This is a genomic window from Paenibacillus marinisediminis, assembly GCF_054343325.1.
Genome location: NZ_JBTGUH010000006.1, coordinates 220,178 through 235,106, shown reverse-complemented (window position 1 = coordinate 235,106; position 14,929 = coordinate 220,178). Strand labels below are relative to the sequence as shown.

Here is a 14,929-nt window from a genome sequence, read left to right as displayed (position 1 = left end):
AACAGTAGAATGATTGACTTCGACTGTTCTCCATTACTTTTTGGATAGGAGATTATGCGATATGGGTGAATACGCAGTTTCCCAAAAAGCAATAAAGAAGAGAGCTAGAAAACGATTAATTACAGGACTGCTGTTTATTTCTCCATGGTTGTTCGGTTTATTATTCTTTCAGCTGTTGCCTATCATTACATCGTTTTACTATAGTATGACGGACTACAATCTATTTTCTCCTCCTAATTGGGTCGGTATGGAGAACTACATTACGTTATTTCAAGATCCCAAAATGTACTTGTCGCTATACAATACGATATTCATGACAGTGTTTGGCTTGTTCCCACAATTGGCGTTCGCACTGGCTGTTGCCTTGTTATTAAATCGGGGTGTGAGAGGGCAGTCGATTTATCGTACCATTTATTTTTTACCGACGCTCGTGCCTGTCGTCGCAGCATCATTGTTGTGGATGTGGCTGCTTAATGCGCAGTATGGACTCATTAATCAACTGCTAGGCATGGTGGGGCTTCCAGAGCCGAACTGGCTGCTAGATCCGAATTGGACTAAGCCGTCATTAATTATAATGGGCTTCTGGGGCACTGGAACGACAACGATTATGTATTTGGCCGCATTGCAGGACGTTCCGAAACTGTATTATGAAGCGGCTTCGATTGATGGAGCTACAGCTTGGCAAAAGTTCTGGAAGATTACGTGGCCTTCCATTTCTCCAATGACGTTATTTCTTGTTATTATGGGCTTAATCGGATCTTTTCAGTATTTCTCGCAAGGATTTATTTTTGCAGATGGCGGTCAAGCGATTGGCGGACCAGAGAATTCGATTTTATTCTATGCCATCTATTTGTACCAGAATGCGTTTAGTTTTCTTAAAATGGGCTACGCTTCTGCAATGGCCTGGTTACTATTTGTTCTAGTTCTTATTCTAACAGTTATTGTTTTCCGAACTTCAGCGAAATGGGTTCACTACGGGGGTGACAAATAATGGCTGCTAAAGCATTGCGGGTGAATAGATCAGCGAAAGAGAAAATATTCAGTCATTTTATATTAACCCTAGTAGGTATACTCTTCTTATTCCCTTTTCTGTGGCTTATTCTCACCTCATTGAAAACGGAGGAAGAAATTTTCGCTATCCCGGTCATTTGGTGGCCTGAAACACTCAATTGGCACAACTATGCGGATGCCACTAGTATGATTCCATTTGGCTTATTTACATTCAATACACTGGTAATTGCTTTTCTTTCTGTAATCGGCGTCGTTATCATTGCGCCACTTGTAGCTTATGGATTTTCTAGAATAGATTTTAAAGGAAGAACGTTTTTGTTCATCATAATGATGGGTACGCTTATGCTTCCAGGCCAAGTAACGATGATCCCGATTTACGTTTTTTTTAATAAACTAAATTTAGTAGATTCGTTTTGGCCGCTTGTATTATCGACCTGGTTTGGAACAGGGATTGCCTATAATATATTTTTAGTTCGTCAGTTTTTTATGGGTGTGCCTCATGAGCTTACGGAATCTGCCAAAATTGACGGCGCTTCAGAGTTTCGCATTTACTCAACTATTATTTTGCCGCTAGCTGTGCCGGTCATCTTGACGATTGGATTGCTAACGTTCCTCGGAGCGTGGGGAGATTTCCAGGGCCCATTGATTTATTTGCATGATCCTGATAAATGGACGTTGTCTATTGGACTTAAGCAATTTATTCGCGAAAACAGTGTCGCTTGGGGCCCATTGATGGCTGCTGCTGCATTGTTCACCTTTCCGATCATCATCCTTTATTTCTTTGTACAGAAAAAGTTTGTTGAAGGAATAAGCATTACAGGGATGAAGTAGTCGTTCATACAAACATTTGAATGTGGGGGAAGTCAATGTCGAACAGTAAAGTAGCGGTCATTACGGAGGAGAGCAGCGATCTATTGGAGCATATGCTTCAATTAGATCCTCATCTTACAATCATTAGCCGATCGCAATTGTTGCACACCGATTTGGAATTATTCGATGCCATTGCTATTATTGGCGGAACATCCAATCAGCCGATCTTGTTTTCTTCGCAGGAGCGTATCTGTATTGAAGCGCAAATTAATAAAGGAAAAAGAGTATTTGCCGAGTACGTTGCCAGCATTGGACACGTTTATTTCGAGCCGCCTGTAAGCACACGCTTTGACCGGCTTGTCTATTGTTCCGATTCGAATGCGATAGAGGGCTTGTCTGTAGGGATGCTGATAGACGACCAATGCGGGATGCGCTTGAAACCGCACGAGATCGCTTGCGTTCATACGGCGCCCATCCTTCAATATACGGCAATCAATGGACATGATCAGATTGTCGTGCAGGATGAAATCTACAAGTCGATATCCGATCGAGCCTTATGGTTTGATCAGCCGGACAACCTGCTCATCTGTTCCTTCCGAATGGCTAATTTTGTGAAATCAAGATTCTCACCGAATGCCGGAATCAAGCAAGTCGTATCTTTTATAGTAAGCTGGTTAATGGATGAGAAAGTAGAAGTGGATGTTACTCCAGCGTACACAACAGGGAAGTGGGATGATGAACGGCAACTGCAGCAGCAAGTTCAGCAAAGCGTTCATCTCGCCATGGAGTGGTTCGACCGTTCCGGCACCTTGTATGACGAAGGCAAGACAGGTGTGCTTGAAGGCTTCGGTACGGAAATCTATCCCGATGGGAAGCAAAAGGTTAGCACGATGCGAAGAGTAGATTGCATCGGAGAAGTGTCCATGCCTTACTTCTTGAACTATTTGTGGGCCGAGGACAACAGAGGCTTGACTGTTTCCAATCAGCTGCAGCAATGTATTTTTGACAGTTTTTTTTCACGGGAAGCAGATGAATTATATGGAATGGTGCGCTGGACGGAAGAAGCGTGGGGAATATGCTATCAAGACGATGTGGCTCGTGCTGTCATGCCGCAATTGTTAAAGTGTTTGTATACGGGTACAGACAATCACTTGGATGACATAACAGCCGCGTTGCAGTTTCTGGTTCGTACTACGGGAACCGATGGAACAAGAGTGTTTCGTACGGATAATATAAATTTGACTGCTGAGAAACTTCAGAAGTTGCGAGATGAGCCGGGGAATCTACCTAGCGCACATTACAATGGCTATTATTATGCAGCATTATTGTTAGCTTACAAGCTAACGGGAAAAGAAGAGTTTCTAACTACAGCCATTAAAGGTCTAGATGCCATCTTGTCTGTTTACCCTGAGACGATTCGAGAGCAGAGTGAGACGCAGGAGTATTGTCGCCTAATATTGCCTCTGAGCTGGTTATTCTGGGTAACGGACAAACCTGAGCATAAGCAATGGTTGTACCGTGTAACGAAAGATTTGCAAAAATTTAAGCACGTATCCGGGGCTTACATAGAGTGGGATGAAGGGTATAAAGCGGCAATGAGGCAAGAGAAGGGGCAAGGGGAAAGCTCGTTACTTGTGGAGAATGGTAATCCAATTGTCGATTTATTATATTCGAATAACTGGCTGCCGGTTGCTTTTATACAGGCTCATTTCGTAACGAAGGACGATTACTTCTGGCAGTTATGGGAAGAAACGGCGAAGTTCATGATTACAGCTCAATTGTACAGTGACGACCCCGTGCTGCACGGAGCTTGGGCCAGGGGATTTGATGTAAGGCTGGGAGAAGTATTTGGATCTCCGGCTGACCAAGGCTGGGGGCCTTGGGCAATTGAATCGGGCTGGACAGTTGCTGAGATTACCTCTGGGCTTCTAATGGGACTGCTGAAGGATAAGCTAATACGGTTTTATTAGAAAATAAGCGGTCTCACTAGAATATGAATTTCGCCCATTTTTCTGGTGTTTCATAATGTAGGGAGGGCGAGATTACATACGATGCACACAGAGCTATGTCATGGCTGTGAGATCGATTACTAGCAAATTGTTTCCGCTTTACAAAGTTCAGGGCAAAGCATTTTCACGTATCTTCTTGGGCAAGTGAATTGCGATGGATCCGATCTATAGCTGCGTTATTGCTGCAAAGCATGCAATATTGTGGAGCATTCATCGGACTCGTAATCTCTTGCACATAAACTAAATGTACTAAGAAGGGATGTAGAGAAAATGAATTGTTGTAAGCGTGCTTCAAAATACATTGCTAGCGCACTAATATTTATGTTAATTGTTGGTCTGTTCCCGCTGCATGTTAGCGCTGCAGACAACATAGTGGAAGGCGTTTCTGCTTCCGCAGATTACGGAACATCTACAACCCAAAAAAGCTACGGGGAAGAACAGAATCTAGCTTTAGGGAAGAAGGCTGAGTTAATCCTAACCGGGCTAGGCACCAGCCCCCATCCCACAGATAGTAGTCTTTCTGTAAATGAAGTAGAGACGCAAATCGTTGATCGAATCACTGATGGCCAAACCGCATCCACCGCAGAATTTGAAGACGGTTGGGTAGGGAAACCATGGAATGGTAATGGCGCTCGTTCCCTCTATCTCGAAAACTACCGAAATATCGGTAGAGAAATTAATATTGATTTGGGCCAGATCTCCAACATCACCGAACTCTCTCTGCATGCTGGGTATCACAGTGGATATGGGATAGAGTTTCCAGTGGGGCTGACTTATTATCTTTCCGAAGATGGCGAAGAATATTATAAGGTGGGTGAGGTACGAGGAGACGAAGTGATCCATGATTCACAAAAACCAACGGGTTCCGACCCAATGGATCATGTTTTTTATGAGCTTTCTGGATTAAACTACAACGCTCGCTATGTGAAAATATACTACGAGGTTGGGGTCTGGGCATTTATCGATGAAGTATATGTAATGGGAACCCCTGAATCGGTTGCCAATGCCGATGATTTTACAACAGGAGATCCCTTCCTGCCTGCAATTAAAAAAAATAAATATGCTTTTACGGATCAGTCACAGGGAATTCAACACGAAATGCTAATCTATTCGGGCTGGGACTATTCACAGCAGCCTACCTACAAAACAGTAGATGATCTGATTCGAACCATTACCTATGTGGACAAAGATGGGCAAATAAAAGATTGGCTTTTTGATTCTCTTACGTTCCTGCCACACCCAACTCTTGATAGCGAAGGAAAAATGCCCTTATATGTGGATGGTACTCCACCAGAGAATTATTCTGGACAATCAGGCTGGCTTAAGTATATTGAACATACTTTGCATGGTCCAGATGGTGACGATCCCTATAACTTAGATGCCTTAGATATAGCGGCAGGACAAGCGAAAGAAGCACTTAATGATCCGAATAAAAAAATCGGCGTAAAAATGACCATACTCCCCCCTGTTCATGTGAAGGACAACTGGGGCGTGATTGATGGAAAACAGATTGACTTCACACCGGAGGCCTCTGGAGGGAATGAACAAGCAATAGAGAATCGACGTGCTGCGGTAGAGTGGTATGTAAACAAAGCTATTGAGCTTTTTGAAGCGCAGCACTATAAAAATATAACTCTCGATGGCTTCTATTATTATGATGAGGTTATTTATGAAAGCCTGGATCCTTTAGCCGCCGCGACTATTCAAGAGATTACCAAAGTAGTTAAAGACACCGGAAAACAGATTTATTGGATACCTCTTTTTCAAGCTCAAGGTTTCCATAAGTGGGAATCTTTCGGTTTTGATTACGCCATTATGCAACCGAACTATGCCTTCTCAAAAGAAGCCAACACTAGTCGTCTTACCGAATCGGCTGAGCTTTCCAAAATGTATGGACTTGGTGTAGAAATGGAGCTTGGTGGTGCAGCAGAAACGGACTTCCTTTATCTTACTAAATTCAAGGAGTATCTTGATCGGGGAAGCGCGTCAGATCTGGGATATCAGAACTCTTCACTAATTGGTTGGTATATGAGTACCAATGCTCTTGTAGATTTATCTTACAATGTGAACAATACAAGATACCTCTATGATGCCATTTATCAATTTGTGAAAGGCAAAGACATTGATTTCTCCGATGCGATTTCTGTTGGTAAGCCTGTCAGTTTATCTTACCGGGATGCAAATCTCGTCAAACAAGCAGAATGGGATAAAGCGGTTGAAAGAGCACATTACTTGACAGATGGAAAATATGCGGTGTCTGATCGCGACAAACATCCCGAATTAAACCAGGGTTACTTCGACGACCCCGCTGTTATGTATGATGTTACCCTGGATCTTGAAGAGAACTATAACCTTTCTGCGCTCACCATGTCTTTCACTGGCTGGAGCGAAGCGGGTGTAAATGGATCGTCTGAAGTAACCTTTTCTATCTCACCAGATGGTGTAAACTGGACACAGGTTGGGGTTGTAACCAGTAGTGAGGCGCAGGTGGTTCCTGCAGTATCTGGTATGGAGATTCTGAACTATACCTATTCTCCACCGAAAGAGCTCGAAGCTCGCTATATCAGAGCCAGCTTTGGACATTCAAATACCTGGTGGTTGTTCTTAGAGGAAATATCCGGAGTAGGTGAAAAATCCGAAGTTAACGTAGATCCGCCCACTGTTCAATTACTAGAGCCAATCAGTCCGAATGATATTGCAGAGGGTTCAGATGTGATGATCAAGGTTAAAGCTACTCAAGATGCTCAAATATTGGTCAAAGAACAAGGTTCAATCATTGCACAAGCAGTAGGTGCAGGTGAAACACCAGTCAAGATTGTCGTTCCAACGCCATCGGCAGGAGTTCATAACTATGAGATTACTTCTACAATTCCAGGCATCGGATCTAGTGAAGCAGTTAAGGTGCCAACAATAAAGGTTCATGCGTTTGATGGTATACAGTTGAATGCAATTCAGGTTCAGTTGAAGCCGGGAGACATGCATGAGGTTGTAACAAGTGCAGTCTATGGTCCGCTCAAGTTTGATGTATCATCTTGGACGACACTGGAAGCCCAGAAACCGCAAATTGTTGCGGTCGCTGGAAACAAGTTAGTGGCTTTACAGGAAGGTACTTCAGTAGTAACTGCAACTTTCAGTGGCATTACCATGGAGTTGCTCGTTTCGGTAAACAGCACGGTAGTGCCGACACCTGAATTGAATTCCATCAAGCTTACTCTTCAAAGCAACAGCATTAAAGTAGGCGAGAGTGTGCAAGCATCTGTATACGCGGAATATCAACTGGGCGATGTCATTACTGGCGTAAATCTTGTGGATGGAGTCGAATTGACGGCGACATCAGAGGGAATTGCTCAAGTGAATGGTTTTACGATTCAAGGAGTTAAAGCAGGAGAAACAGTAGTATTAGCTGTATATGGCGGAAAGACCTCCTCCGCTCCACTCAAGGTTGTGAATAAGGAGCAGCCATCAACACCTCCAAACAATGAGAGTGATGAGGATCAGGTTAAGGATGAGCCAGGTAAGCAGAATGTAACAGAAGATGAACTGAAACCGCAAGCAGGGAACAAAGTAACGATTCAGATGAAGGATGGAAGCACAGAGATTCTGCTGCCAGCTAATGCAGCTCAAGTGCTTAAAGATGGTGTTCTTGAAGTTACACGTCAAGAGGGATCACTAATCATTCCTAATGAAGTGTTTGCAGACATGTTAGCTGCATTAAAGCTGGATGTAAAGCAGGTGGCTAACTTCTCGATTTCCTTTAAGTCGCAAGCGGATGGTAAAGGTGTAGATTTACAGCTTGCTATCCTTGATAAGGATGGCAGAGCACATGTATATGAATCATTTGCAAAGCCTGTTCAATTGCAATTAACAGTAGAAGCGGGTCAAGATACTCGCTTAAGCGGTATTTATGCGATTGGAGCAGATGGTAAAGAAACATTCGTAGGAGGTAAGCGCGCTGGAAACAATCTAACAGCAAGCATTACTTCAGGTGGTATATATGAGCTTAAGGAATGGAAAGGAACGTTCACTGATGTGCCTGATAAACATTGGGCGAATATGGCGATCCGTACCTTGAATGCAAAGCATATTGTTAACGGTGTTGACGCAAACAGCTATAATCCAAACGGTAAGCTGACACGAGCAGAATTTACGGCGCTTGTAGCACGCATTTTTGAACTGAAGCCTGCATCTCAGCCAACAGGATTTAGCGATGTTCCTGCTGATGCATGGTATAGAGATGCTCTGGCAGCGGCTGTTGCTGCTGGCGTAACAACGGGGGTAACGGCAGATAAGTTTGATCCGAATGCGCCGATTACTCGCGAGCAGATGGCATTGATGTTAGCACGAGCAGCTGGAGCCCTTAGCAATAGCTCTGACCAAGGAAGTGAGCTGACATTCAAGGATGCCGACTCCATTAGTCCATGGGCAAGAGAAGCAGTAGCCATTGCTGTTAAACACGGATGGATGAATGGTAAGCAGAACGGAATATTTGATGCACAAGCTCAAGCAACTCGTGCAGAGTGTGCGATGATGCTGTACAACATGTTTGAATCTCAGTTCTAAGCTCATACCCGTTTATTAAAGAGAAGCCAGCTGATCAGACACAGGCGCCTTCAGTATCGAAGATTGCAATCTCATCATGACGAGAGATGTCGAATCGGACCAAGATCATCTTGATCTCATGTTTGTCAGTCTTAATTGTGTGCTTGGCGCTATTTCAGACAAGTAAGTTATCTTGTATCGTTCATTCCAGTGAGCCGTTTAAAAGAAGAAGCAGCAGCCAATCCTTATGGGAGCGGGCTGCTGCTTTTTTCTATTGTCTTAAACCTCTGCGGAAAGTTTTTCAATTGTCTCTGTAAGCCATGTCCGATCACAGCGGAACAATGCAATTCGGTGTTCGATCGATAGATTCACACCTTTGGTGTGCTCGGCGCGCATGGGTATATTTTCATAAGTGGCGAGCAGCTTATCAATCGCTATTAATTTGGTTTGTAAATACTTGATAACCTCCTCTGTTGGAAGCTGATCGATAAAGCATAATGCAATATCACCCCGTGGAACATAATCGTCCACAACAACAAGGGACTGCCGCAACAATTTATAGAATTTTTCTTCACCTGATGGGGTAATTGAATACACTTGCTTAGATGGGCGGTTCCCCTCTTGCTCAATCGTTACATCGACAAAGCCTTTCTCATGCAGTTTTTTCAATAAAGAATAGGCTGTTGCTTTTTTCATGTCGGATACTCGTCCCAAGTTGCGCTCAATAAAATCATTAATCTGATATCCATGCTGGCTATTGGATTTTAATAATCCAAGAATTAAGAGTATACGCTCATCCATAGTTGTCACCTTCTTAAAATTGTGTTAATCATATGTAATTAGTCACACTTGACTATATAAAAATGAATTGCTAAAATATGATCACGAATAAATAGTCACGGGTGACTATATGCTGTTAGTATACACAAGAATCTAAGGATTCTCAATCTTCGGTTCTAAAATGGGGTGTGAGTATGAAACGTGAATTAAAAGTAAGCTTGATCGTTTTCGCTGTCGGGGTGTTTATGGCGGCACTGGATAACGGGATCATTACCGCGGCGTTGACGACATTAACCAAGGCATTTAACGTATCCCCGACTTGGGGGGCTTGGTCGATCACGGTATACACATTAGGTTTAGCCATAAGTGTTCCAATTATCGGGAAACTCTCCGATCGATATGGACGCAAAAAAATATTTATCCTAGAAGTCATAATATTTGGTTTAGGATCATTATTAGTTGCATTGAGTCCGAACTTTACATGGTTTTTGATCGCAAGATTCTTTCAGTCCATGGGCGGCGGCGGTATCTTCATTATCGCTAGCTCCTTTGTCCTCAATAATTTTCCAAGAGAAAAGCAAGGACAAATGCTGGGGATGCTAGGTGGTATGAACGGAATTGCAGCCGTTCTTGGACCAAACATTGGTGCCTTTATCTTGGATGTTACCGGAAGCTGGCACTGGCTGTTCTTAATTAATGTTCCAGTTGCCATCTTACTGCTTGTATTCGGTGTGAAATATATTCACGAAACACAGACTCTTACGAAATCACGTATGGACTGGGTCGGCGTAACGTTGCTCAGCTTAGCGATGTTATCCATGATGTATGGATTTACGAATTTGGATGGCGTGAACTTTGTGGATAGCCTAACCTCAGCATCTTTCCTAGGATTTTTCGGTGCAGGGGTTGTGCTGCTTATCATCCTCTATTTTGTTGAGAAAAACGTAGAAAAATCATCGATCGACCCTATTCTGCCAACATATCTGTTTAAAGACAATACTTTCCGCTGGACGCTCGTATTTGCGATGTTTTCGGGCGCGATTATCGCATCGATTATATTCGTTCCAGGTTTTGTTGAGCAGTATCTTGGCGTAAGCAGCACGGAAGCGGGTTACTGGTTTACACCGCTTGCTCTCGCTTCAGGGATCGGGGCGGCATTCGGTGGACGGCTGGTTGATAAAAAGGGCTCTGTCTTTACATTGTTAGTTGCAAGCTCCATAGCGGCGTTTGGATTCCTGCTGTTCCCACTGTGGGTAACAACGAAATGGGAAATGGTGTTTGCCAGCATTTTTGTCGGTGTAGGCTTTGGTTCAATGATCGGCGCACCAGTAAATGTATTAGCGACTGAGAAAGCAGGAGAGAACAAAGGGGTTGCACTTTCAACCACATCACTTGCTCGTCAGATTGGGATGACTCTCGCTCCAACGTTCCTTGCAGGGTTTATCGCACGTTCGTTTATGAATATGGGGGATGTCATTCAAAGCAATATGAAAGCAGCGAATATCCCACTCACTGGCTCTGATATGATGATGCAAATGCCGAGCCAAATGGATTTCAACTCCCTGCAGGCTAGCTTCGAACAGATCCAAGATCCAACGATCAAGCAGGTATTGATGGATTCTCTTCATCAGGTTGTGGGAAATGGTTACAGCGGATTATTTATTACATCGACGATTATTTGTGCCTTCTGTGTAGTGCTTGCTGCGATCATTGGTGTGGTTCGGAAAAAAGAAAAGAACCAGCAGACCGCGTGACTAAAGCGTGGAGAGTCGTACCATAAGTGGCGAGTGCTAAAGGAACAGTCCTGATCATATTTCTAAAAAAAGAAATAAGAGGAGGGGGCTGAAGGCAGTTGATAAAAGTTAAGGTTAGTTTACGGCCCATTGCAAGTAAGATAAATATGCCCACTGTTTTGAAGACGGCTATACTTCCGGGTGACTCAACTGAAAGCCTATTTATTGCAACCCAGGTAGGAGAGATCTTTAACATACGGAACGGAGTTATAAGAACTTTTTTAGATATTAGCCCGCGAATCTTAAAGCTAGGTGTTTCTAGTGGAGGATATGATGAACGGGGATTGCTAGGGCTAGCGTTTCACCCGGAATTTTATTACAACGGCCTTTTCTATCTTCATTTTTCAGTAGCAGGAACACAAGGAACAGGTGCCCTTTCAGGTGCTTTTGAATCTTTTAAGCCTAACCCGTGTGATCCCGGAACTTTAAATCGAAGGTGGATAAATAGAGAAACGCAATATGATCATATCGATACCGTTGAAGAATGGATGTTACAACCGAATGGTCAACCTCAAAGACGACGGACATTACTTAACATAAGAAGACCATTTTTAAATCATAATGGTGTCAATAGCCTGAATTTTTCACCTGAAACGGGGAAACTTGTCCTAACAACCGGAGATGGTGGATCAGGCTATGATCCATTTAATTTAAGCCAGGATGACATGGAGATTGCCGGTAAAATAATTGAAATTGATGTACGTAAGAGTACATTTATCGATAATCCCCCCGTGGTTACACGTTTTAATGAACTTCCCATATCTATTCAGCAGACGCTTACGGTGATGGCCAAAGGGGTCCGCAATATACCAGGCATTTCATTTCAAAGGGTTTATAATCAGTACATCAAATATGTGGGGAATGTCGGACAGGATCTGGTAGAGTCGATATTTTCATTTGTCCAATATAAACCGATACCGGTCACCCAGCTTGTTCAAGCATCGTTAATGAATTCTGAACCTGACCAAGAAGGATTTATTAACTTTGGCTGGCGAGGGTGGGAGGGTGCTTTTCCTACTTCGATCATAAGGGGCTGCACTGCAAATTCGACTTTAAATGAGAAAACGATTGCTTATTACGATGAGGCAGTAAAAACTTCTGTACGGCGTCTGCAGCCTCTAACTAGTTATTTTCATGAAGATTCCCGACCCGATAAGTTTGGAGCAACTGCACTTACAGGAGTCCAGTCCTATATGGGGAATGAAATCCCCGATCTAACGGGAAGCGTTGTGTTTACCGATCTAGCTCGGAATGAAGGATCTCAACCTCCGGTTAGAGGAGTTCTGGCTTACACCAGGGTAAGAACAGATTGTAAGCTTAATGATTTTAGTGTTATTGAAACCGATTATAATTTTGGGTCTCAATCCGCTTATTACGTTAGTTTGGGCACGAATCTGGATCAAACCAGATTATATTTAGGAGTTTATGGTTCTATGAAAGTAGCTGATGCTAACCAAGGGACCGTGTTTGAAATTGTTCGATAAATTAAGCGGTCTTGGTCCTGATTTTATGGGATCAAGGCCGCTTTATGTTATATTCATGTTAAAGACGACTTAATCACTAACGACAAGCCATTAATAAAGGAAGTGCGAATAATGAATCTAGAAATGGTCATGCACGAGCTTGAAGCTCTTGGCAAGGAACGCACCAAGAAAATATACCTATCTAATGGCGCGCACGAACCACTTTTTGGTGTTGCTACAGGCGCGATGAAGCCCATTTTCAAGAAAATAAAACTTAACCAGCCATTGGCTGAGGAGCTCTATGCTACAGGAAATTACGACGCTATGTACTTTGCTGGGGTGATCGCGGATCCTAAAGCAATGTCTGAGGCGGACTTTGAACGGTGGATTGACGGAGCTTATTTTTATATGCTATCGGATTATGTGGTAGCCGTAACTTTGGCAGAAACGGATATTGCGCAAGAAGTTTCGGATAAATGGATTGCAAGCAATATAGAACTAAAAATGTCTGCGGGCTGGAGCTGTTACTGCTGGATGCTCGGCAATCATCCGGACAGTGAATTTTCCGAAGAGAAAATAGCCGATATGTTGGAACTAGTAAAAAATACGATTCATGATGCCCCTGAACGTACGAAATACGCGATGAACAATTTCATGTACACTGTGGCAGTATCCTATCAGCAGCTTCATGATAAGGCAGTCGAGATCGCCAAGGAAGTTGGCCCGGTGGAAGTCAATCAAGGCAGCGCAAAAAGCAAGTTCTTGAACGCTTCCGTTAATATTCAAAAGGCAGTAGATAAAGGGCAGCTCGGCTTCAAACGAAAATATGTAAGGTGTTAGTTAAATATAGGCGGTTATAATAATAGGATATTACAAATAACGATTCCAACACCGAATACAGGGATCGAATAACTTCCAGAGAGCAGGATAAGGTTTAAATGACAGTTAATAATAAGCAAAGTTACCGCTTTAGTGAAGCGCCTATATGGAATATTCAGCGAAAATATTATGAAGAAGAAGGATTGAAGGCTTGGAACAACGACCAAGTTCCTCAATATATAACGTGCAATCCATTGATCGCTACGGCATACGCAGAAATGATATTTGGGTTTCTTCAAGACCGAGCATATAAGGGAGAAAGCTTAGAACCTGTTTTAATTGTGGAACTTGGAGCTGGAGCGGGGCGATTTGCTTTCCATGTGTTACACGAGTTATGTCAGTTGATAGACCATGTGGGGATCGCACTACCTCCGTTTCGATATATCATGACTGACTTGGCGATGAACAATGTGTTGGCCTGGAGGGAGCATCCAGCTCTACAGACTTTTATTGCTAAGGGAATACTCGATTTCGCACGATTTGATGCTGTTCATGACACGGATCTGAACTTGGTTGTATCAGATGCGACCATAAGAAAAGGAGATTTAAAACAGCCTTTAGTCATAGTGGCTAACTACTTTTTTGATAGTATTCCGCAAGAGCTGCTTTATGTGGGTGAAGGTAAAATTTACGAAGCAGATGTACTCGTCGAATATCCTAAACATAGAGATTCACTAAAACCATCAGAATTACTTAATCAAATATCTTTACAGTATAAACATCGGCGGGCGCCGAAGTATGAGCAAGAAACGTATCCTTATCGTGATGTCATAGCTCAATATCAGGAACAATTGGAGGATTCACATATTTTATTTCCAGTCGCCGGATTAACTTGTTTAGAACGTTTAAACGAGTTGTCGCAGGAGGGATTTCTATTAATAACAGCAGACAAAGGGGATCACTTACTTGAAAACTGGAAATTCGCGGAACCGCCGGAGTTGATTCTGCATGGAAGCTTTTCTGTAACGGCAAACTACCATGCGATTCAGCAAGTATTGGAACAGAACGGAGCCCTCGCGTTATTTCCCCCGCATCATTATAAAAATATAAATGTGAGTTGTATGATCAACATAGATACACCGATGGACTATTTTCAAACAAGGTTAGCCTATCGTCGATTTATTGAGCGCTTTGGTCCGGATGAATTTTTTAGCTTGAAGGAATGGGTAGATCCCAATATAGATAGTATGGAGCTTCAGCAAATATTAAGCTTTTGGCGTTTAGGCGGATATGACGCGGAATTCTTCTTGCAGAGTACGAAACAGATCTCTAGTCTGTTACTGGATGCAAATGATGAAGAAAAGCAGGATATTTTGCGGGGTATAGAGCTTATGTGGTCGTCGTACTACGTCATGGAGCAGCGCTATGGCATCGCACTTGATGCTGGATTGTTACTGTTTGAGATGGAAATGTACGAGGACTCCAAGAGGTATTTAGAAATATCGATACATGAAGACCAAGAGGAGACCGTATCCACTGTATATTATTGTCTAGCCATTTGTTGTTTCGAGCTGGAATTAGAAGAAGATGCTTTGAATTACACTAGAAAATTAGTAACACTTGAGCCTGATCATGAAGAAGCACGGGCATTGTTGAACAGATTTGAGTCAGAATAGCTTCGCCATTGTGAAAAGAAAAGCCCCCT

At 43.0% G+C, this 14,929-nt stretch carries 9 protein-coding genes; 8 read left to right on the top strand and 1 reads right to left on the bottom strand.

Annotated features, from left to right (window positions below; genetic code table 11):
* The first annotated feature begins 61 nt into the window (after positions 1-61).
* From ACXX53_RS15380 to ACXX53_RS15365, 4 genes are all read left to right on the top strand, one after another.
* Positions 62-991 carry a carbohydrate ABC transporter permease gene (locus tag ACXX53_RS15380; protein WP_458569544.1) on the top strand — a complete coding sequence of 310 codons (930 nt, stop codon included), beginning with the start codon at positions 62-64 and terminating at the stop codon, positions 989-991.
* Complete coding sequence (locus tag ACXX53_RS15375; RefSeq protein WP_458569543.1) at positions 991-1,842, top strand: carbohydrate ABC transporter permease; 852 nt, start codon at positions 991-993, stop codon at positions 1,840-1,842. Before ACXX53_RS15380 ends, ACXX53_RS15375 begins: the two co-directional genes overlap by 1 nt.
* Positions 1,843-1,877: 35 nt before the next feature.
* On the top strand, positions 1,878-3,791 hold the full coding sequence (locus tag ACXX53_RS15370) for a hypothetical protein (RefSeq protein ID WP_458569542.1): 1,914 nt from the start codon (positions 1,878-1,880) through the stop codon (positions 3,789-3,791).
* A 360-nt stretch (positions 3,792-4,151) separates the two neighbouring features.
* The gene (locus tag ACXX53_RS15365) at positions 4,152-8,390 is read left to right on the top strand and encodes a DUF4855 domain-containing protein (protein WP_458569541.1); all 4,239 of its coding nucleotides are present in this window, start codon (positions 4,152-4,154) and stop codon (positions 8,388-8,390) included.
* A gap of 258 nt (positions 8,391-8,648) precedes the next feature.
* Here ACXX53_RS15365 and ACXX53_RS15360 read toward each other — a convergent pair whose 3' ends face one another.
* On the bottom strand, positions 8,649-9,170 hold the full coding sequence (locus ACXX53_RS15360; protein ID WP_458569540.1) for a PadR family transcriptional regulator: 522 nt from the start codon (positions 9,168-9,170) through the stop codon (positions 8,649-8,651).
* Positions 9,171-9,343: 173 nt separating this feature from the next.
* On the opposite strand from ACXX53_RS15360, the gene ACXX53_RS15355 reads away from it, so the two are divergent.
* The 4 genes from ACXX53_RS15355 (at position 9,344) to ACXX53_RS15340 (ending at position 14,900) form a co-directional block, all read left to right on the top strand.
* Complete coding sequence (locus ACXX53_RS15355; RefSeq protein WP_458569539.1) at positions 9,344-10,903, top strand: MFS transporter; 1,560 nt, start codon at positions 9,344-9,346, stop codon at positions 10,901-10,903.
* A 98-nt stretch (positions 10,904-11,001) separates the two neighbouring features.
* Positions 11,002-12,426 carry a PQQ-dependent sugar dehydrogenase gene (locus tag ACXX53_RS15350; protein ID WP_458569538.1) on the top strand — a complete coding sequence of 475 codons (1,425 nt, stop codon included), beginning with the start codon at positions 11,002-11,004 and terminating at the stop codon, positions 12,424-12,426.
* 111 nt (positions 12,427-12,537) lie between these two features.
* Positions 12,538-13,245, top strand: a complete 708-nt coding sequence (locus ACXX53_RS15345) for a DNA alkylation repair protein (protein WP_458569537.1) — start codon at positions 12,538-12,540, stop codon at positions 13,243-13,245.
* Between the two features lie 98 nt (positions 13,246-13,343).
* Positions 13,344-14,900, top strand: coding sequence for an SAM-dependent methyltransferase (locus ACXX53_RS15340; protein ID WP_458569536.1), 1,557 nt, complete (start codon positions 13,344-13,346; stop codon positions 14,898-14,900).
* Positions 14,901-14,929: the final 29 nt, after the last annotated feature.